The sequence below is a fragment of the Hydrogenophaga sp. L310 genome, from assembly GCF_055703065.1.
The window spans coordinates 243,420-264,851 of the sequence record NZ_JBVPZA010000001.1 but is presented as its reverse complement, the minus strand read 5'-3'; the positions used below and the strand labels follow the sequence as shown (position 1 = coordinate 264,851).

At 64.4% G+C, this 21,432-nt stretch carries 16 protein-coding genes, 2 tRNA genes and 1 pseudogene; 7 read left to right on the top strand and 12 right to left on the bottom strand.

Translation table 11 applies throughout. The features are described from left to right. Positions 1-91: 91 nt before the first annotated feature. Positions 92-847, bottom strand: a complete 756-nt coding sequence (gene rpsB, locus AC0GNO_RS01320) for a 30S ribosomal protein S2 (RefSeq protein ID WP_472902678.1) — start codon at positions 845-847, stop codon at positions 92-94. 396 nt (positions 848-1,243) lie between these two features. Here rpsB and lysM point away from each other — a divergent pair, with 396 nt between their 5' ends. Together lysM and AC0GNO_RS01310 are read left to right on the top strand one after the other, a co-directional pair. Then, complete coding sequence (gene lysM / locus AC0GNO_RS01315; protein ID WP_472902677.1) at positions 1,244-1,741, top strand: peptidoglycan-binding protein LysM; 498 nt, start codon at positions 1,244-1,246, stop codon at positions 1,739-1,741. A 5-nt stretch (positions 1,742-1,746) separates the two neighbouring features. Continuing rightward, positions 1,747-3,298 (top strand): annotated as a pseudogene (locus AC0GNO_RS01310) (NAD(P)H-hydrate dehydratase). Positions 3,299-3,319: 21 nt separating this feature from the next. Here the strand turns inward: AC0GNO_RS01310 and AC0GNO_RS01305 are convergent. Both AC0GNO_RS01305 and rnr read right to left on the bottom strand, forming a co-directional pair. Beyond that, a complete protein-coding gene (locus AC0GNO_RS01305; RefSeq protein WP_472890331.1) occupies positions 3,320-3,871 on the bottom strand; it encodes a YggT family protein in 552 nt (183 codons plus the stop codon). A 113-nt stretch (positions 3,872-3,984) separates the two neighbouring features. Beyond that, positions 3,985-6,285, bottom strand: a complete 2,301-nt coding sequence (gene rnr, locus AC0GNO_RS01300) for a ribonuclease R (RefSeq protein WP_472890332.1) — start codon at positions 6,283-6,285, stop codon at positions 3,985-3,987. Positions 6,286-6,344: 59 nt separating this feature from the next. Here rnr and AC0GNO_RS01295 point away from each other — a divergent pair. Continuing rightward, positions 6,345-6,429 (top strand) — tRNA-Leu (locus AC0GNO_RS01295). A gap of 169 nt (positions 6,430-6,598) precedes the next feature. Here the strand turns inward: AC0GNO_RS01295 and rimO are convergent. The 5 genes from rimO to AC0GNO_RS01270 form a co-directional block, all read right to left on the bottom strand. After that, positions 6,599-7,984 carry a 30S ribosomal protein S12 methylthiotransferase RimO gene (gene rimO, locus AC0GNO_RS01290; RefSeq protein WP_472890333.1) on the bottom strand — a complete coding sequence of 462 codons (1,386 nt, stop codon included), beginning with the start codon at positions 7,982-7,984 and terminating at the stop codon, positions 6,599-6,601. Positions 7,985-8,028: 44 nt separating this feature from the next. Next, on the bottom strand, positions 8,029-8,571 hold the full coding sequence (gene phaR / locus AC0GNO_RS01285; RefSeq protein WP_177135022.1) for a polyhydroxyalkanoate synthesis repressor PhaR: 543 nt from the start codon (positions 8,569-8,571) through the stop codon (positions 8,029-8,031). Between the two features lie 201 nt (positions 8,572-8,772). Further along, positions 8,773-8,849: transfer RNA gene (locus tag AC0GNO_RS01280), tRNA-Val, on the bottom strand. A gap of 60 nt (positions 8,850-8,909) precedes the next feature. Further along, positions 8,910-11,237, bottom strand: a complete 2,328-nt coding sequence (locus AC0GNO_RS01275) for a RelA/SpoT family protein (RefSeq protein WP_472902676.1) — start codon at positions 11,235-11,237, stop codon at positions 8,910-8,912. A 19-nt stretch (positions 11,238-11,256) separates the two neighbouring features. Beyond that, a complete protein-coding gene (locus AC0GNO_RS01270; protein WP_472902675.1) occupies positions 11,257-12,180 on the bottom strand; it encodes an alpha/beta fold hydrolase in 924 nt (307 codons plus the stop codon). A 78-nt stretch (positions 12,181-12,258) separates the two neighbouring features. On the opposite strand from AC0GNO_RS01270, the gene AC0GNO_RS01265 reads away from it, so the two are divergent. Beyond that, complete coding sequence (locus AC0GNO_RS01265; RefSeq protein ID WP_472902674.1) at positions 12,259-13,029, top strand: 3-hydroxybutyrate dehydrogenase; 771 nt, start codon at positions 12,259-12,261, stop codon at positions 13,027-13,029. A 62-nt stretch (positions 13,030-13,091) separates the two neighbouring features. Here AC0GNO_RS01265 and AC0GNO_RS01260 read toward each other — a convergent pair whose 3' ends face one another. Together AC0GNO_RS01260 and AC0GNO_RS01255 are read right to left on the bottom strand one after the other, a co-directional pair. Further along, positions 13,092-13,850, bottom strand: a complete 759-nt coding sequence (locus AC0GNO_RS01260) for an SIMPL domain-containing protein (protein WP_472902673.1) — start codon at positions 13,848-13,850, stop codon at positions 13,092-13,094. Between the two features lie 6 nt (positions 13,851-13,856). Further along, a complete protein-coding gene (locus AC0GNO_RS01255; RefSeq protein WP_472902672.1) occupies positions 13,857-14,162 on the bottom strand; it encodes a hypothetical protein in 306 nt (101 codons plus the stop codon). A 154-nt stretch (positions 14,163-14,316) separates the two neighbouring features. Here AC0GNO_RS01255 and ompR point away from each other — a divergent pair, with 154 nt between their 5' ends. After that, on the top strand, positions 14,317-15,048 hold the full coding sequence (ompR, locus tag AC0GNO_RS01250) for an osmolarity response regulator transcription factor OmpR (RefSeq protein WP_472890338.1): 732 nt from the start codon (positions 14,317-14,319) through the stop codon (positions 15,046-15,048). Next, the gene (locus tag AC0GNO_RS01245; protein WP_472890339.1) at positions 15,048-16,451 is read left to right on the top strand and encodes a sensor histidine kinase; all 1,404 of its coding nucleotides are present in this window, start codon (positions 15,048-15,050) and stop codon (positions 16,449-16,451) included. The genes ompR and AC0GNO_RS01245 overlap by 1 nt, the downstream gene beginning before the upstream one ends. 12 nt (positions 16,452-16,463) lie before the next feature. Here the strand turns inward: AC0GNO_RS01245 and ispF are convergent, their stop codons facing one another. Then, positions 16,464-16,946, bottom strand: a complete 483-nt coding sequence (gene ispF, locus AC0GNO_RS01240; RefSeq protein ID WP_472902671.1) for a 2-C-methyl-D-erythritol 2,4-cyclodiphosphate synthase — start codon at positions 16,944-16,946, stop codon at positions 16,464-16,466. Between the two features lie 11 nt (positions 16,947-16,957). Beyond that, positions 16,958-17,680, bottom strand: coding sequence for a 2-C-methyl-D-erythritol 4-phosphate cytidylyltransferase (gene ispD, locus AC0GNO_RS01235; RefSeq protein ID WP_472902670.1), 723 nt, complete (start codon positions 17,678-17,680; stop codon positions 16,958-16,960). Positions 17,681-17,804: 124 nt separating this feature from the next. Here ispD and mfd point away from each other — a divergent pair, with 124 nt between their 5' ends. Then, entirely contained in the window at positions 17,805-21,380 is a 3,576-nt protein-coding gene (gene mfd / locus AC0GNO_RS01230; protein ID WP_472902669.1) for a transcription-repair coupling factor, read from the top strand. Positions 21,381-21,432: the final 52 nt, after the last annotated feature.

The following is a 21,432-nucleotide window of genomic DNA, read 5'->3' as shown; positions in this document are numbered from 1 at the left end:
CCCCCGAATGGGCCGGGCGGACTTTTCAATTGATCAGTTTTGCTTGTAAAAAAGGGGCTACAGGAGCCCCTCTTGCGCGCAGTGGCGAGGCTCAGGCGGCCGCGCCTTCCTTGACTTCGACGAATTCGTCAGCACCTTCGGCCTTGACAGCCTTGACGATGTCGTTGCCCGCGCTGGAACGGCCTTCAAGGATAGCGTCTGCAATACCGCGGGCGTACAGCGCCACAGCACGGGCCGAGTCGTCGTTGCCGGGGATCACATAGTCGATGCCCACCGGGTTGTGGTTGGTATCCACCACACCCACCAGCGGGATACCCAGCTTCTGGGCTTCAAGGATGGCGATCTTGTGGAAGCCCACGTCGATCACGAAGATGGCGTCGGGCAGAGCGGCCATGTCCTGGATGCCGCCGATGTCCTTTTCCAGCTTTTCCATTTCGCGAGCAAACATCAGCTGCTCTTTTTTGGTCATGCTCTCCAGGCCGGCTTCTTTCTGGGCCTGCATATCCTTCAGACGCTTGATGGAGGTCTTGACCGTCTTGAAGTTGGTCAACATGCCGCCGAGCCAGCGCTGGTCAACAAATGGCACGCCAGCACGGCGGGCTTCCTGGGCCACGATGTCGCGCGACTGGCGCTTGGTGCCCACCATCAGGATGGTGCCGCGGTTGGCAGACAGCTGCTTCACGAACTTGGCTGCCTCTTCGAACAGGGGCAGCGTCTTTTCGAGGTTGACGATGTGGATTTTGTTGCGGTGACCGAAGATGTACGGAGCCATCTTGGGGTTCCAGAAGCGGGTTTGGTGACCGAAGTGGACACCGGCTTCCAGCATTTCGCGCATGGAGATAGACATGGGATTACTTTCCTGAGGTTGGGACTAAAATCCAGCCCTGATTGCCTGGAGCGAAAGAAGCCAAACGGACTTCCTTCACATGCTCCGACAACACCCGGTTGGGCTGGTTTGCGATTACTTGGCCATCGGGCCCCCGAGTACACACTCAGAACACCCTTCAGCAAAGCCAATCAATTATAGCAGGCAGGCAGCGCGGGTCTACCGGCTGCCGGTCCGGCCAACATGTGACCCCAAAGGGACCCGCCCGCGGCGAAATCCCCTCAGAGTCTCTTCTGACTGCAGAGTATCGGACGCTGGCTGTCCTTCGCTTCAAAGGCCACCCTCCACCCGCACTTGACGCAAACGTGCAGCGCCTGCACGATGCCCTTTCCGTTCACCCCTCAAAGGAACAAAACCATGGGCATGTTCAGTTTCATCAAGGAAGCCGGCGAAAAACTGTTTGGCATTGGCAAGGCGCAGGCGGCACAACCCGCCACAGCCGCTCCCAGCGCGAACCAGGTTGCGGCCCTGAACCAGACCGCAGCCCAGGCCATTGCCACCTATATTGAAAGCATGAAGCTCAACGTGGAAGGGCTGGACATCACATTCGATGGCGCCACCGAAACAGTGACCGTGGCCGGCATTGCACCCGATCAGGCCACGCGGGAAAAGGTTGTGCTGTGTTGCGGCAATGTGGCCAACGTGACGACCGTCAACGACATGATGACCGTCACAGCACCCGAACCCGAATCGCAGTGGTACACCGTGGTCAAGGGCGATAACCTGTCCAAGATCAGCAAGGCGTTCTACGGCACACCCAACAAATACCCGCAGATCTTTGAAGCCAACAAACCCATGTTGACCCACGCCGACAAGATTTACCCGGGCCAGGTGCTGAGAATTCCCGCAGCCTGATCAACATGCATCGGGTTGGCGGTCATGGTTCGGAGCCACTTTATGGTCTAGAGGCCACGCGCTCGATCGAGCGCATCGCCACCAGCTCCCTACCACCCCATACATTGATGGCCCGCGCTGGCCTGCGCGTGGCCGAGCTCACCAGAGCCCTGGCGCCCCACGCGCGGCGCATCTGGATAGCTTGCGGCCCCGGCAACAATGGAGGCGACGGGCTCGTGGCTGCGACCCATCTCCATCGCTTCAGCCGGTCGATGGGCGGGCTGGACATTGTGGTCACGCTGTGTGGCGACCCAGCACGACAGCCCGCAGACGCGGCGCAGGCCCTGCAACAGGCACTTGCCGCTGGCGTGCAAATTCAAGACGCCCCCCCCTTCGAACTTCGATTTCGCCATGGATGCCCTGCTGGGCATTGGCGGCCGTCGCCCGCCTGAAGGGGTGCTGGCCGAGCACTTGCGAGTCCTTCGGTCAAGTGACGCACCCGTGCTGAGCGTCGACCTTCCCAGCGGACTGGATGCGGAGACCGGCGTGCTGATGCGCGCTCCAGGGGCGGCCGCTCAAGCACCCAACGAGCGCCACACCTTGTCACTCCTGACACTCAAGCCCGGCCTCTTCACCGCAGATGGCCGCGACGCGGCAGGTAAGGTCTGGTTCGACGACCTGGGCGCACCGCCCTGCGACGGCGTTCTGGCCCAGGCGCAACTCCTCTGCGAGTCGCCGCATGGCGGCGCTCCGCTGCGGCGAGCCCATGCCAGCCACAAAGGCAGCTATGGCGAGGTGGTGGTCATCGGCGGACAGGACATCGCCCACGCCGGCTCGGGCATGACCGGTGCTGCCGTGCTGGCCGCCCGCGCGGCCTTGCATGGCGGGGCCGGCCGGGTCTATGTTGCGCTGCTGGGTGAGACCCCCGGCGGGCCAGCAGTGCGCTGGGACCCTGTGTGCCCCGAGCTGATGTTCCGATCGGTGCAGGCACTGATGAGCAGCGCATTGCTGCAAAACGCCAGCGTCGTTTGTGGGTGTGGGGGTGGCGATTCGGTGGCGGAACTGTTGCCTGCGGTGCTGGCTCAGGCACCCACACTCGTGCTGGACGCCGACGCACTCAACGCTATCGCCCGGGACAACAGCCTTCTAAAGCGCCTGCAGGAACGCAGATCATCCGGCTGGATCACGGTGCTGACGCCCCACCCGCTGGAAGCGGCCCGCCTGCTCGGCAGCGACACCGCCACGGTCATGTCGGACCGGCTGTCGGCGGCTCAGCGCCTGAGCGACCGGTTTGCCGCCGTCTGTGTGCTCAAGGGGTCGGGCACCGTGATCAGCGCACCGGGTCGGATTCCGATGATCAACGCCAGTGGCAACGCAGCCTTGGCCACGGCCGGAACCGGCGACGTGCTCGCCGGCATGATCGGCAGTGCCCTGGCATTGCCCCCGGGAAGCTTCGAGCAAACCGTTCAACGGGTGGCTGGTGCCGTGCACCAGCATGGCCGTCTCGCCGACCGGTGGATGCAGACCAAGGGCGCTGGCCACCTCACCGCCAGCATGCTGGCCGAACAAGCCCTCTGAGCCGGCCCGGCTCCCGGCGCTTCAGCCCAGCAGGATCAGGCCCACCTGCAGCACGATCACCAACACCAGCACCGACAGGTCGACGCCTCCGATCGGCGGGATGATGCGGCGCACCGGTCGCAGAATCGGCCCACACAAGCGATCCAGCGTGGAGAGCACCGGTGAACCGGGTTGCACCCAGGACAACACGGCATAGACCAGCAACAGGATCATCAAGCCTTGCAGCACCACCCGCAGCAGCAACTTCACGGCCAGGGTTGGAATGGCCAGCACCAGAGCAGCCGACGACGCCGGTATCCCGGCGAACAGCGAGGCCAGCATCAACCAAAGCCCCCCATAGGCCAGCGCCAGCAACAGGGCCGCCATCAGGCTGCCCCAATCGACGCGGCTTTGCGCCAGGGACTTGGGGAGGATGCGCCGCACCGGTCGCACCAGCCAGTCAGTGACCGCGATGGCCAGGCGCCCGGGCTGCGCAGACATGTGGATCCGCAAATGGTTCATCCAGGCGCGCAGCAATGCGGCGGCGATCAGGAAAAAAAACAGGGTTTCCAGCAGAAAAAACAGGACACTCATGAAAACGGACCTTTGATCAGAACAAGCCAGAGAAGGCTCCGGCGACGGCGCCAAGCTCTGGGCCAGGCCGATCATCTCGCCAGCCCGCCCCCATCCAAAACAGACCCCGGTCCTTAACGTCGCCCTTTGCGCACCTTGCCCGCCGAGGGTCGCGCATTGCCCCGAGCCGTCTTTTTGCTCGCCGCACGCTTGACCGACGCCTTGACCTCCTGAACCAGGGCGTCGGCGGCACTCGCCGGACGGGGTTTTGACGCCGACTCGGCCGGGCGATTCCGCCTGGCCTTCCCCCCCCGCCCGGTGGTGGTCTCACCGTCAGCAGCAGCGCCTGCGCCGGTCTTGTCTCGCATCGCGCGCAACAGCAGATCGTCCTCACCGGTGACCAGGCGAAAGTCGATGCGCCGGCCATCCAGATCCACACGGCTCACCTGCACCTGCACCCGGGTGCCCAGCGCGTAACGGATCCCGGTGCGCTCGCCACGCAGCTCCTGGCGCGCTTCGTCGAACCGGAAGTACTCGCCACCCAGTTCGGTGATGTGCACAAGACCCTCGACGTACATCGCATCGAGCGTGACAAACAAACCGAAACTCGTCACCGAGCTCACCACACCGCTGAACTCCTCACCCAGGTGCTCGCGCATGTACTTGCATTTGAGCCAGGCTTCCACGTCGCGGCTGGCCTCGTCGGCACGCCGCTCGTTGGCGCTGCAATGCAGGCCGGCCGCCTGCCAGGCGAGTATGTCGGTCGACAGCTTTTTCACCGGCTCGCCAGCCACAGGCGGCTTGGCGCGGCTGGCCAGGCGCTTGCTGAGCTTGGCGTGCGCCTCGCCCGGCGTTGGCAGAGCCGGCAGCTGGTAGCGCTGCTGGGCCAGGATGGCCTTGATCACGCGGTGCACCAGCAGATCGGGGTAACGGCGGATCGGACTGGTGAAGTGGGTGTAGGCCTCGAACGCGAGACCAAAGTGGCCCTCGTTCATGGGTGTGTAGATCGCCTGCTGCATGGAGCGCAGCAGCATGGTGTGGATCTGTTGCGCCTCGGGCCTATCCTTGGTCGCTGCAGCGATCTGCTGGAATTCGGACGGCTGGGGGTTGTCGCTGATGGTCTGCGACACGCCCATGGCCTTGAGGTAGTTGCGCAGGATGTCCTGTTTCTCAGGCGTCGGGCCTTCGTGCACGCGGAACAGGCCCACGTGTTTGCCCTGGCTGATGAAATCGGCCGAACAGACATTGGCCGCCAGCATGGCTTCCTCGATCAGCTTGTGCGCATCGTTGCGGGTGCGCGGAACGATCTTTTCAATGCGGCCCGATTCGTCACACACGATCTGGGTTTCGGTGGTCTCGAAGTCCACCGCCCCGCGCACATTTCGAGCCGTCAACAAAGCTCGGTACACATCGTGCAGGTTCAACAGATACGGAATCAGCGGCTTGCGTTGCGCCGCCTCCGGGCCTCGGGTGTTCTGCAGGATGGCGGCCACTTCCGTGTACGTGAAACGCGCATGGCTGAACATCACCGCTGGGTAGAACTGGTAGGCATGCACATCGCCCTTGGCGTTGACCAGCATGTCGCAGACCATGCACAGGCGCTCCACGCCCGGGTTCAACGAACAGAGGCCATTGGAGAGCTTCTCCGGCAGCATGGGAATGACGCGACGCGGGAAATAAACAGAGGTCGCGCGGTCGTAGGCGTCGATGTCGATGGCCGAGCCGGTCTGCACATAGTGGCTCACATCGGCAATGGCCACCAGCAGGCGCCAGCCCTTGCCCCGGCCCACTTTGGCCGGCTCGCAATACACCGCGTCGTCGAAGTCGCGGGCGTCTTCACCATCAATGGTGACGAGAGGCACATCGCGCAGATCGACGCGGTTCTTGTGATCGCTGGAGCGCACATGGTCCGGCAGCGCCCGCGCCTGGGCCGTGGCCGCATCGGAGAATTCGTGCGGCACGCCGTACTTGCGTACCGCGATCTCGATCTCCATGCCCGGGTCGTCGATTTCCCCCAGCACTTCCTTCACGCGGCCGACCGGCTGGCCATACAGGGCCGGCGGCTCGGTCAGTTCGACCACCACCACCTGTCCCGGCTTGGCAGAGCCCGTGGCGCCTTTGGGAATCAAGACATCTTGCCCATAGCGCTTGTCTTCGGGCGCGACGAGCCAGACGCCACTTTCCTGCAGAAGCCGCCCGATGATGGGTGACTTTGAGCGTTCGATGATCTCCGTCACCCGGCCTTCGGGACGACCCTTGCGGTCCTGCCGCACAATGCGCGCCTTCACTCGGTCCTTGTGCAACACCGCCCGCATTTCGTTGGAGGGCAGATAGATGTCGGCCTGGCCATCATCGCGGACTACAAAGCCATGTCCGTCACGATGACCCGACACGACACCTTCAAATTCGGCCAGCAGGCTGTTTTTTTCGTTCACTTTTTGAGTTCACTTTTTGAGTTCAATTTTTGATGCTATACTAGCGTTTTTCCTGAAATGCCCAGGTGGCGGAATTGGTAGACGCACTAGTTTCAGGTACTAGCGCTGAGAGGCGTGGAGGTTCGAGTCCTCTCCTGGGCACCAATGATAAGGGCTTGCAAACGCGATGTTTGCAAGCCCTTTTTTTGTTTTTCCGAACGGAAAAACAATGAAGCCGGCACGCACACAGCGCGCCGGCTTTTCACTTTCAGATCCGGGGTTTCGCGGATGACCACCTGAAGGCCATCAGCGCGGCATGCCAAAGCGGCCAAGGTCAAAACGGCACCGCCAGCAAGTCGTGCCCCTCTGCGGCCACGATGCGCGCCTTGGTGAATTCGCCCACCTTCAGCGTCTTGCTGATCTTCTCGGGCGGCAGCAGCCGCACCACGCCATCGATCTCCGGCGCATCGGCATAGCTGCGGCCCACGCCACCCTTCTTGCCCATGCCCGGCGCCGAATCCACCAGCACCTGCATGGTCGCGCCAACGCGCTCGCGCAGCTTGTCGGCCGACACGCCTTCAGCCACCGCCATGAAGCGCGCACGACGCTCTTCACGCACCGCATCGGGCACCGGGCCGGCCAGCGCATTCGCTGCAGCGCCGCTCACCGGCGAATAGGCAAAACAGCCGGCACGGTCGATACGCGCTTCCTGCACGAAATCCAGCAGATGCTGGAACTCGGCCTCGGTCTCACCAGGGAAGCCGGCAATGAAGGTGCTGCGCACCACAATCTCCGGACACAGCTCGCGCCAACGCGCGATGCGCTCCAGGTTGCGCTCGCCGCTGGCTGGGCGCTTCATACGCTTGAGCACATCGGGGTGGCTGTGCTGCAGCGGAACGTCCAGGTACGGCAGGCACAGACCTTCGGCCATCAGCGGAACGATGTCGTCCACGTGCGGGTACGGGTACACATAGTGCAGGCGGACCCAGGCACCAAAGCCCTTGGCCAGTTCGCCCAGCGAGCGCACCAGATCAAACATGCGCGTCTTGACCGGCTTGCCGTCCCAGAACCCGGTGCGGTACTGCACATCCACCCCATAAGCCGAGGTGTCCTGGCTCACCACCAACAATTCCTTGACACCCGCTTCGAACAGTTTGCGTGCTTCGGTCAGCACATCACCGATCGGTCGACTCACCAGATCACCGCGCATGGACGGGATGATGCAGAAGGTGCAGCGGTGGTTGCAGCCTTCGCTGATCTTCAGGTAGGCGTAATGGCGCGGCGTGAGCTTGATGCCCTGTGCAGGCACCAGATCGACAAACGGGTCGTGCGGCTTGGGCAGGTGCAGGTGCACCGCCTCCATCACCTCGTGGGTGGCGTGCGGACCGGTCACGGCCAGCACGCTCGGATGCATTTGCCGCACCATGTTGCCACCGCCATCGGCTTCGCGAGCCCCGAGGCACCCGGTCACGATCACCTTGCCGTTTTCGGCCAGGGCTTCGCCAATCGTGTCCAGGCTTTCCCTCACCGCATCGTCAATGAAACCGCAGGTGTTCACGATCACGAGATCGGCACCGGCAAAGGTCTTGGAAGTCTGGTAACCCTCGGCGCTGAGCTGCGTGAGGATGAGTTCGGAGTCGGTCAGCGCCTTGGGACAACCCAGGCTCACAAAACCGACCTTGGGCGCCGCGGCGCCCGGGGTGGCAACAGTTTCAGTCATGGCCCGATTGTCTCAGACCCGGCTCGGAAGAACAGGTGACCGTGTCAGCGCTTGAGACCGAGTGCGGCCAGCATCTGCTCGCTGTTCTTTTGCATCTGCTCCTGCATCTGCGTGAACGCGCTGCGCGACTGCTCCATGTAGGTGCCCATCATGCCTTGCATCATGGGCGACTGCACATTGGTGAACTGCTTCCAGACTTCGGGGTTGAGGCCCTTCGTCTGCTCGGTCATCTTGTTCTGCAGATCCATGAAGATCTGCACGTTCTTCTCCAGATACGAGCCCATGAAGTCCTGCATGGCGTGACCGTAGAAGCGGATGATGTTGGCCAGCACCTGCTCGGTGAAGATGGGCACGCCCGCGGTTTCTTCTTCCAGGATGATCTGCAGCAGGATGCTGCGGGTCAGGTCGTCATTGGTCTTGGCGTCTCGCACCACAAAGTGCTCGTTGTCCATCACCAGCGCCTTGACCTCGGCCAGCGTGATGTAGGAAGAGGTATCGGTGTCATACAGACGCCGATTGGGGTATTTCTTGATGATGCGCAAGACGCCCGGGTTGGCGCTGCTGGCTTCGGCCTTGCTTTTTTGCACTGCTGGACTTTCAGAATGGGAGCGGCTCGGGAACCAGAGCTGGTCAGAGCATACGGCACATTCTAGGAACCCATCCTGACAACTGTCTGCATGGGTTTACCCTGTGGGCTACCGCGAGGCCCGGCGCTGCGCTCGATCGCATTCTGGACACAAAAAAAGGCCAGACGTTACCGTCAGGCCTTTGATGCATCGGAAAAGGTTTGGTAGGCGCGATTGGACTCGAACCAACGACCCCCACCATGTCAAGGTGGTGCTCTAACCAGCTGAGCTACGCGCCTACAAACTGTCCGAAGCCTCGCAGTATAGCAGCTTTCAGTGCGGCTTTTTGCCAGACTGTTTCATTTTCGGCGCACCACGCGAACACCAGCCACATCACCCACCACCGCCATCGCTCTCGCCACCTGGCGAGAGTCGAGCACCTCGATGGTGAACGTCATCCACGCAACGCCTTTGACCGACTGGGTCTGTACACCGATCACGTTCATTTTTTCACGGGCAAACACTTCGGAAATGTCGCGCAGCAGGCCCTGCCGGTCCTGCGCCTCGACCGCCACGTCCACCGGATACACCTCGGCCGAACCATCGCGCCCACCGCCGGTCTGTCCACCCCACTGCACCTCGATGACACGGTCCGGGCTCTTGCGCTGCAGGTGCGCGAAGTCACTGCAATCGCTGCGGTGGATGCTCACACCCTTGCCGCGCGTCACGAACCCGCAGATGTCGTCTGGCGGGGCAGGTTTGCAGCATTTCGCCAGCTGCGTCATGAGCGAGTCGACCCCCACCACCAGAACACCGCCCGGCGATGGCCCGGTGCGCTTGCGCGGCTTCTTCAGCCACGCCAGCTCTTCGGCCGGCTCGGAAGGCTCAGCGGGTCGCAGATGGGTTTCGATGGCCCGCAGCGAGAGCTCGTCTTTCCCGACCTGCTCAAACAGCGCCTGCGCTGAAGCCAGGCCCATGGCCGTGGCCAGGTCGTCAAACCTGAGCGCCGTGCGGCCCTCGCGCTGCAGCAGCTTTTCAACCGCGTCGCGGCCTCTGGCGATGGTTTCTTCCATGGCCAGGGCATTGAACCAGGCGCGTACCTTGCTCTTGGCCCGGTGGCTGACGAGGTAACCCAGGTCGGCGTTGAGCCAGTCCCGCGACGGCCCGCCTTCCTTGGCCGCGGTGATCTCCACCGTCTGCCCGTTTTGCAGCGGCGTGTTCAGCGTGACCATGGCGCCGTCGACGCGGGCGCCCCGGCAACGGTGACCCAGGTTCGTGTGCACGGTGTAGGCGAAATCCACAGCGGTGGCACCCTGAGGCAACTCCACGATCGCGGCATCGGGCGTCAGCACATAGATGCGGTCGTCGAACAGACCCTTGGCACTGCCACTGAGGTCGCGTTCCCAGGCCAGCAGCTGGCGCAGCACGGCGATCTTGGCGTCGTATTCCGAACTCGCCGAAACGCCCGCATACCCTTTCGCGCCCGCTTCCTTGTAGGCCCAGTGTGCGGCGACGCCGTGCTCGGCGTGGTCGTGCATGGCCTGGGAACGGATCTGGATTTCAAACGCCCTGCCCTGTTCGTCGCGCACCACGGTATGCAGCGACTGGTAGCCGTTGGGTTTGGGCTTGGCGATGTAGTCGTCAAACTCTTCGGCCACCGGTTTGAAGTGCGCGTGCACCAGCGCCAGAACTCCGTAGCAGTCGTCGGTCTGTGGAACCACCACCCGAAGCGCACGAATGTCGAACACCTGGTCAAAATCGAGCGCCTTGCCCCGCATCTTCTTGACGATGCTGTAGATGTGCTTGGGCCGGCCCTCCACCGAAGCTTTTATGCCCTGGCGCTGAAGGTCCTGCTCCAGCTGCTGGCGGACCTGTTCGACATGCGCTTCACGCTCGGCACGCTTCTCGTCCAGCAGGCGGGCGACCTGTTTGTAGGTGTGAGGCTCCAGGAAACGGAAAGCCAGGTCTTCCATCTCCCACTTGATCTGCCAGATGCCCAGCCGATTGGCCAGCGGCGCGAACACATGCAGCGACTCGCTGGCCAGCGCCTCGCCCGGGTCGCCCTTGCACGCAGCGAAGTAGCGCAAAGTCTGCAGCCGGGAGGCCAGTCGCAGCATCACCACGCGCAGATCGCGCGAAAAGGCCAGCAGCATCTTGCGCACGTTTTCGGTCTGGCTTGCCGCCAGCTCCGAAACAGGCGCCTTGCCCGGTGACACAACGGGCAAGGCCTGGTCCTGCGCAGCCAGGCGCTCTTCGACTTTCTTGGCCAGCACCTCGGCCGACTTGATGCGCGCCTGATGCTGCAGCTGCACCAGCTTGGTGGTCTCCATGGCCAGGGCGGCAAAGTTGTCACCAAAGGCCTTGGCAATCACCTCCTGCGGACGGTTCAGGTACGGACAGGTGTACACCAGATAGACGGCCGCTTGCATGGCTTCGGAGCCGCCAATGTCGCTCAGGATGGCCGCCACGGCATCGGCATGGGCCAGGGTGTTTTCGCCGGTGTCCAGTTGCTCGGAGGCCAGCAGCGGTTCGGCGAAAGCGCGCGCCCGCGCCAGTGCCTGCGCCTGGTGGGGCAAGCTGTCGGAAGTGGCAGCCACGATGGCCGAAGAAGTTCCCAGGCCCGTTGGGGCCACCTCAGACGGGGAAGGCGCCCCCACGGGCGGAAAAGTGGCAAGCGAACGTTTCATCTCAACTCAGTAGGTCGGCTCACACCGCCCACAAAAATTCCTGCACCACGGCGACCTGATCGGGGACCAACAGCGTCGGCGCGTGTCCGACGCCTGAAAATTCAACACAGCGCGCCCGCGGGCCTCTCTGACCCATCTCGGATGCGGTGGCACGGGTCAGCAGATCGGAGTCGGCACCTCGCAGCAACAGGGTGGGCGCGCCGATGGCATCGTAGAGCGCCCAGAGCGTGCGCTCACCGTCTTGCACAAACCGCCGAGCGGCCGCCTCTTCCATACCGGTGGTCATCGCTTTGTAAGGCTGTGCGATGGCCGGGTCGTAATGCAGCCACCAGCGCCCATCGCGCTCGCGCAACATGGGCCGGGAAAAAGCCAGCCATTGGGCCGGTGAGTGAGGCCCAAAGCCGGTGGAAATGGAGGCCAGGTACGCCACCGCATCCTGCTCGCTGGCGAACGATGGGTTCTGGCCCAGATAGTCGCCGATGCGCTGCAGGGCCGCCCATTCGATCACCGGACCGACGTCGTTGAGCACCAGCCGGCGCGGAGCCAGCGCGGGCTGGGCCGCGATCGCCATGCCGATGAGGCCGCCCATGCTGGTGCCTACCCAGTCGATCGCGGCGTCGGGAACTTCGGCCCGCACCTGCAGTACCAGCGCCGCCAGATCGGCCACGTAGTTGCCCAACTGGTACGCCATGGGATCGGCCAGCCAGTCGCTGTACCCCCTACCAGCGACATCGACCGCCAGCACACGCGAGCGCGGTGTCAGCGCCTGCGCCAGCACATCGAAATCTCGCCCCTGACGCGAAAGCCCGTGCACACAGATGACCACATGGCGCCCCTGTGCCTTCGGGTCGGAAGTCCAGTCCCAGTAAGCCATGCGGCGCACCCCCCCGTCGCGGGGAGCAGGCCCGCTGACGGGCAGAAATCGAAGCTGTGGTGACTGCATGAACCGGGCCCTTCCCTGTGTCTCCGTGATAATGAATCCAGTGTTTTCAACCTATCGTAATGGAACAGGAGCTTACCCATGCTTGCCAACAAAACTGCCCTTGTCACCGGTTCCACCAGCGGCATCGGCCTGGGCATCGCCAAAGCGCTCGCGCGCCAGGGTGCCAACATCGTGCTCAACGGTTTCGGCGATGTCGAAGGCCCGAAAGCCGAGATCCTTGCCCTGGGGGTCCAAGTCGCGTACCACGGTGCCGACATGAGCAAACCCGCCGAGATTGAAGACATGATGAAGTTCGCCGCCGAGCGGTTCGGGCGTGTGGATATCCTGGTCAACAACGCCGGCATCCAGCACGTGGCGCGGGTTGAAGACTTCCCCGTGGAGAAGTGGGACGCGATCATCGCGATCAACCTCACCAGCGCCTTCCACGCTTCCCGCCTGGCGATTCCGGCCATGCGCGCGGCCAACTGGGGCCGCATCATCAACGTGGCCTCGGTGCACGGCCTGGTGGGCTCGGCTGAAAAGTCGGCCTACGTGGCGGCCAAACACGGGGTGGTCGGCCTGACCAAGGTGACGGCCCTGGAAAACGCGACCTCCGGCGTGACCTGCAACGCGATCTGCCCGGGCTGGGTGCTCACGCCGCTGGTGCAGAAACAGGTGGACGCCAAAGCGGTTGCGCTGGGCGTTTCCAATGAAGAAGCGAAGAACGTCTTGCTCGGCGAAAAAGAGCCTTCGATGCAGTTCACCACCCCGGAGGAGCTGGGTGAACTGGCCGTCTTTTTCTGCTCGCCCGCCAGCAACAACGTGCGCGGCGTGGCCTGGAACATGGACGGTGGCTGGGTGGCGCAATAACAGGCCAACAACGCGAAACAAAAGGCCCGCGATGCGGGCCTTTTGCCTGGGAGCAGCGTTACTCAACGCAGCTGGATCGAACCGGACACCGTCACGCTCACCATGCTCTTGCCCGCCTCGACCGGCACCGGGGCATCGGCCATCGAGGTCTTGGCTTCCATGGCCATCATGCGCGGGCGCACCGGTCCACCGCCCTGGTCGGCCGAACTGACCGACACCTCGCGCAGGGTGTAGCCACTGAAACCAAAACCCTTGGCCACTTCAGCTGCCTTGCCTTTGAAGCGCTCGATCGCCTGCCCCTGCACATCCGATTCGAGTCGCTGCTGGGCCTTGCGCGACAGCGAAAAACCCACCTCGCCCATCGTGAGCGTCTGGACCTTGCCGGCGGTGCTGCTGATGCGGCCAAAGTCGCGCCCCTCCAGCCACAGTTCGGCGCTGCCCCGCCAACCGTTGATCTTGCCGTTGGTGCCATAGCGCGGATACAGGCTGAACTGCCCGGTCCGCAGTTCCAGCAACTCCGGCTGCGCCGCCGGCCGGGCCACGGCCAGCGCCGCGTCAATCGCCTGTTTGAGCTGACTCTGGACCGCGGTGGCGTCGTTGCCTTCGCGCGTGGTGCTCAGGCTCATGGAAAGCCAGTCCTGCTCGACCTCCAGAAAGCTGCTCGCGGACAGGTTCACCACATGGGCCGGCTCATGGGCAACGGCGGGGGTCTGGGCCCATCCACCCGACAGCAGCCCACCACAGGCCAACGCGACCAGCAGCGACCGACCAGGAACAAATGAAATCTCAGCGCCGTTTTTATTCAGGAAGGTTTTCAGCATGGAACTCTACTTTCTCGGTTGTTGATCAAACGACTGGTTGCGCAACTGCTCGCGCAACCGCTGCCGTTCTTCGACCGAGAGTCGGTAGGGTTTGACTTCCTCCGCGTCACTGTCGCTGTCCGAATAGCGCAAGGCATCACGCAGCCGCACCGGGCCACGCGGCTCGCCCGCGGAAGACTCCAAAGGCAGCACCATGGCCGCTGCCTGAACCTGGTCCTGATGGGCGGGAACCTCCGCGGCACCGACCGTGGGCGAGAGACACAGCAAAAGACTTCCCAGAGAAAAAACCAGCTTCATGTTGGAACGGGGCATGGATAAAAGCATCATTGTGGGAGGCAAGCATGGTAACGGTCCTGACCCCTTGGGCAACAGTTGTAACAGCCTGTCAAGAACACAAAAAACGTGGCCTGACAAGCACTTGGCGCTGCCACAATGGCCTCTGTTACATTTTCCGAGAGTTGCTGCCATGCCACAAACCAACACCCGCCCGAACAAGATCCTGGTCGTAGACGACGACGTCCGCATCCGCGATCTGCTGCGCCGCTACCTGATGCAGGAAGGCTTTGAAGTGATGCTGGCCGAAGACGGCAAGGCCCTCAACCGCGTGCTGCAACGTGAAGCGGTGGACCTGATCGTGCTTGACCTCATGATGCCCGGCGAAGACGGCCTGTCCATCTGCCGCCGCCTGCGCGCCAACGCCGACCGCACACCCATCATCATGCTGACCGCCAAGAGCGAAGACGTGGACCGCATCGTCGGGCTTGAAGTCGGCGCCGACGATTACCTGGGCAAGCCCTTCAACCCGCGCGAACTGCTGGCCCGCATCCACGCCGTGCTGCGCCGCCGACCGCCGACCGAAGTGCCCGGTGCACCGTCGCAGGATGCCGAGATGGTGACCTTTGGTCCGTTCGAGTTCGACCTGAGCCTGCGCACCCTGCGCAAGGAGGGCGTGGACCTGCCCCTCACCACCGGCGAGTTCGCCATGCTCAAGGCCCTGGTGCGCCACCCGCGCCAGCCGCTGTCGCGCGAGAAGCTGGCCCAGCTCGCCCGCGGCCGTGAGTTTGAACCGTTCGACCGCAGCCTGGACGTGCAGGTGTCGCGCCTGCGCAAGCTGATCGAAGAGGATGCAGCCTCGCCGCGCTACCTGCAGACGGTCTGGGGGGTGGGCTATGTGTTCGTGCCGGACGGCAGCGCCTGATGTCCGAAGAGTCGCGCGTTCCGTTTGAAACCCAGCCCGCTGCTCTCGAAACGGCCCCCGCGCCACTGGGTATTCGTCCGCCCAGGGAAGTCAGCCTTTTCTGGCGCACGTTCTTCCTGTTGGCCATGCTGCTGCTGGGTTGCATCATTGCGTGGCTGCAGACCTTTCGCGCCCTGGAGTTTGAACCCCGTGCGCTGCAAAGCGCCCAGCAGCTGGCCTCGCTGGTCAACCTGACCCGCGCTGGCCTGATCCACGCCGATTCCATCGCGCGGGTGTCTCTGGTCAAGACACTGGCAGACGAAGAGAAGGTGCGCATCGCACCGCGCGAGCCGGGCGACACCTACCGTCTCTACAACACCGACTCGCTCAGCCGCCGCATCAGCGAACAGGTCAAGGCCCGCCTGGGACCAGACACCGTGGTGGCCCGTGAAGTGAACAACACGGGCGGGCTGTGGATCGGATTCAGCATCGACAACGATCCCTACTGGCTGCAGACCGATCCCTCACGCGTCGAACTGGTGGCCGGCATCACGTGGCTCATCTGGCTCGGCACGGCCGCCCTGCTCTCCCTGGCCGGAGCGGCCCTGATTGCGCGGCTGATCAACCGCCCGTTGAAGAAGCTCTCGTTTGCCGCCAGCCGGGTGCGCGAAGGGGATTTCAACGCCAGCCAGCTCAATGAGACAGTGGCCACCAGCGAAATCCGCCAGGTCAACATCGGCTTCAACCGCATGGCCCAGCGACTCTCCAAGATCGAGCAGGACCGCGCGCTCATGCTGGCCGGCATTTCCCACGATCTGCGCACGCCCCTGGCGCGTTTGCGGCTGGAAACCGAGATGAGCGTGGGCGACCCGCAGGCCCGCGAGCACATGGCGGCCGACATCGAACAGGTCAACGCCATCATCGACAAGTTTCTCGACTACGCGCGCCCCGACCACCTGGAGCCCGAGCGCGTGAGTCTCAACCAGGTCATCGACGCCGCCGTGTTTTCGCTGGGCAGCGCGCCAGACGTGGAGGTGCTCACCGCCATTCCTGCCGACACGGTGGTCATGGGCGACGCGGTGGAGCTGCACCGCGTGTTCTCCAACCTGCTGGAAAACGCCCAGCGCTATGGCAGGGATCCGGAAAGTGGTCGGGTGCGGATCGAGATCGCCGCCCGCACCAAGGACGAATGGGTGCTGATCAAACTGCGTGACCACGGTACCGGTGTGCATGCGGAGATGCTGGCCCAGCTGACCCAGCCGTTCTTCCGGGGCGATGCCTCCCGTACCTCGGCCACCGGCACCGGCCTGGGCCTGGCCATCGTCGAGCGGGCGATTGCCCGCATGGGTGGACGCTTTACCCTGGCCAACAGCAGCACCGGCGGACTGGCTGCGCACATCAAGCTGCCGCTCGCCAAAGCCTGAGGCCGAACCCGCTCAGGGTGTCACGGTCAACAAAACCACCGCCCGGGCTTCGATCGACAATCCCTGCCCTACGGGTCCGAACTTCTCGGCGGTCTTGGCTTTCACATTGACCTGGTGCACCGCCACGCCGAGTGCACGCGCAATGGCCTCGCCCATGGCGGCGATGTGGGAAGCCAGCTTGGGTGCCTGCGCGATCACGGTGCTGTCGATGTTGCCAACCTCGAAACCGGCCGCGCGAACGCGGCGCATCGCTTCGGCCAGCAACACGCTGGAATCGGCACCCTTGAAGCGTTCATCGGTGTCCGGAAAATGGCGACCGATATCGCCCAGCGCAGCCGCTCCCAGCAACGCATCGGTGATCGCATGCAACAGCACGTCAGCATCCGAATGACCCAGCAGACCCATGGCGTGGGGAATGGTGACGCCGCCGATGATCAACGGACGACCGGGTACCAGGGCATGCACGTCCCAGCCCTCGCCGATTCGAAAAGACATGTGCGCGGCATTCATGTTCTGCTCCTGAGAATGGCTTCTGCCATTGCAAAGTCTTCCGGATAGGTGACCTTGAAATTCTGCGCGCTGCCGGGCACCAGCAGCGGTTGCAGCCCCGCCAGCTCCATGGCGCTGGCCTCGTCGGTCACACCGGCAAAGCCATTGTCTGCCTGGGCGGCCAGTGCCGCGCGCAAGGCGCCAATGCGGAACATCTGCGGCGTCTGCGCGAGCCACTTGTCCGAGCGGTCCACGGTCGCAGCCACCCGGCCCGCGGTTTCCACCTTGAGCGTGTCGGGCAGCTTGAGCGCCAGCAGGCCACCCACGGCATCGTGCGCGCAGGCGTCCATCAGATGCTCGATCTGCGCCGGGGTGACCAGGCAGCGCGCCGCATCGTGCACCAGCACCCAGTCGCTGTTATCGGCCCCGCTGTCCAGCAGCACCTGCAGGCCATTGAACACACTCTGAGCCCGGGTGGCACCACCACAGCGTGCGAGCTGGGTGCGTGGATCGTCCAGACTCAAAAAGTGGTCGCCGGGCGCCACCACCACCAGGCAACGCCCGATGCGCTCCACCGCCTGGAACGCGGCCAGCGTGTGCAAGACCATGGGCCGTCCGGCCACGGGCTCGTACTGTTTGGGCGCAGCGGTTCCTGCGCGCGATCCCGTTCCTGCGCAAGGCAGCACGACGTGGCAACGGGGTGCCAGGTTGGGGGGATTTGGAAGAAGGGTGTCGGTCATGGAAGTGACCGCATTCTAGAATCAGTGCTTTCACACCCCCCACCTCAACAGGCGGGGGGTGTTTGTCATGGGATCTGCAGGACCCGAGGTCTTGCACCCCGCACCGCGCGAGCCACCAACGCCCATGGACCTGCCCAAACTCACTCCCGGCAAACGCTACACCCTGCCCCGCCCGACCGGCGCCGCCGATGCGCTGCTGCTGGCCCAGCTCGGTGTGGGCGAGAAAGCGGCTGGCCGGCTCACCGCCATCGTCACCGCCGACGCCACCGACGCGCAGCGCCTGATCGACGAGATGGCGTTCTTCGCGCCCGGTCTGCGCTGCGCGCTGTTCCCGGACTGGGAGACCCTGCCCTACGACACCTTTTCGCCGCACCAGGACCTGATCTCCGAGCGCCTGGCCACGCTCTGGCGCATCCAGCAGCACGACAAGGACACCGGTGCCGACGTGGTGCTGGTGCCCGCCACCACCGCGCTGTACCGCCTGGCGCCACCGTCCTTCCTGGCCGGCTACACCTTCCAGTTCAAGGTCAAGCAGAAGCTCGACGAAGCCAAACTCAAGGGCCAACTCACGCTCGCGGGCTACCAGCACGTGACCCAGGTGGTGAGCCCGGGTGAATACGCGGTGCGCGGCGGGCTGATCGACCTCTTCCCCATGGGCTCGCAGGTGCCGTATCGCGTGGACCTGTTCGACGACGAGATCGACAGCATCCGCACCTTCGACCCCGACAGCCAGCGCAGCCTCTACCCGGTGCCCGAGGTGCGGCTGCTGCCCGGGCGCGAGTTCCCGATGGACGACGCCGCACGCGCCAAATTCCGCAGCCGCTGGCGCGAACTGCTCGACGGCGACCCGACCAAGAGCCGCGTCTACAAGGACATGGGCAACGGCGTGGCCACCGCCGGCATCGAGTACTACCTGCCGCTGTTCTTCGAGCAGACCGCCACGGTCTTCGACTACCTCGGCGAAGCGGCCACGGTTGTGCTGCACGGTGACCTGGAGCCCGCCTTCCAGCGCTTCTGGCAGGACACGCAGGACCGCTACCGCCTCGTCAAGGGCGACCCCGAGCGCCCGGCGCTGCCGCCCGAGAGCCTGTTCCTCTCGGCCGAGCAGTTCTACACCGGGGCCAACGCCCACGCGCAGCTCGCCATCAGACCCCGTGCCCCCACGCTCCCTGCTGCGCAGGGTTCGCTGCCCCCCGAGGGGGCGCTCGCCAGCTTGGGGCGGCCCGGCGCTGGCTCGGGCGTGGACGACATCGAAGACAACGCTTTCGCGCAGAAGCTGGGCGACCTCTCGGTGCTGCGCGGCGCCGAAGACCCGCTCTCGCGCCTGCAGGGCCATATCCGCAACACGCCACACCGCGTGCTGCTGCTGGCCGAGAGCGATGGCCGGCGCGAGAGCCTGCTGGACTTCCTGCGCGCCAGTGGCCTGAACCCGCCGGCCTTCGATTCGCTGGCCGAGTTCCAGGCCAGCGACGAAAAGACCGGCATCGCCACCTCGATGCTCACGGTCGGTTTCAGTTCGCTCGAAGACGGCATCGACTTCGTCACGGAGACCGAACTCTTCGCCGCCGGCCCCACCACGCGCCGGCGCAAGAGGCAGGAGCAGGTCAGCGACGTTGACGCGCTGATCAAGGACCTGAGTGAGCTCAACGTGGGCGACCCGGTGGTGCACAACGCGCACGGCATCGGCCGCTACCGCGGCCTGGTCCACATGGACATGGGCGAAAAGAACCCGGACGGCACGCCCGCGCTGATGGAGTTCCTGCACCTTGAATACGCCGACAAGGCCGTGCTCTACGTGCCGGTGAGCCAGTTGCAGCTGATCGGCCGCTACACCGGCGTGAGCGCCGACGAGGCGCCGCTGCACCGCCTGGGCAGCGGCCAGTGGGAAAAGGCCAAACGCAAGGCGGCCGAGCAGGTGCGCGACGCCGCCGCCGAGTTGCTGAACATCTACGCGCGCCGCGCCGCGCGCCAGGGCCATGCGTTCCGCTTCAGTGCGCAGGACTACGAGATTTTCGCCAACGACTTCGGCTTCGACGAAACCGCCGACCAGCGCGGCGCGATCCATGCGGTGATCCAGGACATGATCAGCCCGCGCCCGATGGACCGGCTGGTGTGCGGCGACGTGGGTTTCGGCAAGACCGAGGTGGCCTTGCGCGCCGCGTTCGTGGCCGTGACCGGCGGGCGCCAGGTGGCCTTCCTCGCTCCCACCACGCTGCTGGCCGAGCAGCACTACCAGACGCTGGTGGACCGCTTCGGCAAGTGGCCGGTGAAGATCGCCGAGATGAGCCGCTTCCGCTCGCAGAAGGAAATCACCGCGGCACAAAAGGGCATCGCCGACGGCTCGGTGGACATCGTCGTCGGCACACACAAGCTGCTGAGCGAGAAGACGCAGTTCAAGGACCTCGGCCTGCTCATCATCGACGAGGAGCACCGCTTCGGCGTGCGCCACAAGGAGCAGATGAAGGCCTTGCGCGCCGAGGTCGACGTGCTCACGCTGACCGCCACACCGATCCCGCGCACCCTGGGCATGGCGCTCGAAGGCCTGCGCGACCTGTCGGTCATCGCCACCGCGCCGCAGAGACGCCTGGCCATCAAGACCTTCGTGCGCAGCGAGAGCAACGGCGTGATCCGCGAGGCCGTGTTGCGCGAGCTGAAGCGCGGCGGGCAGGTCTACTTTCTGCACAACGAAGTCGAGACGATCGAGAACCGCAAGCAGAAGCTGGAAGAAATCCTGCCCGAGGCGCGCATCGCCATCGCCCACGGCCAGATGCCCGAGCGCGACCTGGAGCGGGTCATGCGTGACTTCGTGGCGCAACGCTACAACCTGCTGCTGTGCTCGACCATCATCGAGACCGGCATCGACGTGCCCACGGCCAACACCATCGTCATGAGCCGCGCCGACAAGTTCGGCCTGGCCCAGCTGCACCAGCTGCGCGGCCGCGTCGGCCGCAGCCACCACCAGGCCTACGCCTACCTCATGGTCCCGGACATCGAAGGCCTGACCAAGCAGGCGGCGCAGCGGCTCGATGCGATCCAGCAGATGGAAGAACTGGGCAGCGGCTTCTACCTCGCGATGCACGACCTGGAGATCCGGGGTGCGGGCGAGGTGCTCGGCGAGAACCAGAGCGGCAACATGCTGGAAGTGGGCTTCCAGCTCTACAACGAGATGCTCAACGAAGCCGTGCGCTCGCTGAAAGCCGGGCGCGAGCCCGACCTGCTCAGCCCGCTGAGCGTGACCACCGACATCAACCTGCACGCCCCCGCCCTGCTGCCCAGCGACTACTGCGGCGACGTGCACCTGCGCCTCTCGTTCTACAAGAAGCTCGCCACCGCCAAGACCACCGACCAGGTGGATGCGCTGCTCGAAGAGATCGTGGACCGCTTCGGCAAGCTGCCCCCGCAGACGCAGACGCTGATCGACGTGCACCGCCTGCGATGCATCAGCGCGCCCTACGGCGTGGTGAAGGTGGACGCGGCGCCGGGGGTGACCAACATCACCTTCAAGGCCAACCCGCCCATCGAGCCGATGCGCATCATCGAGTTGATCCAGAAGAACCGGCACATCAAGCTGGCGGGCAACGAGAAGCTGCGCATCGAACGCGCCCTGCCGGAGGTGAAAGACCGGGTGCAGCTGGTGCGCGACGTGCTGCGCTCTCTGGGGCAGCCACTGAAGCCCGAGGCTGCGCCAGCCGAGGCTTGATCTGCATCAAGGACCACCGCCGCTGGGCGCGGCGTTCACCTGCCGTTCACGT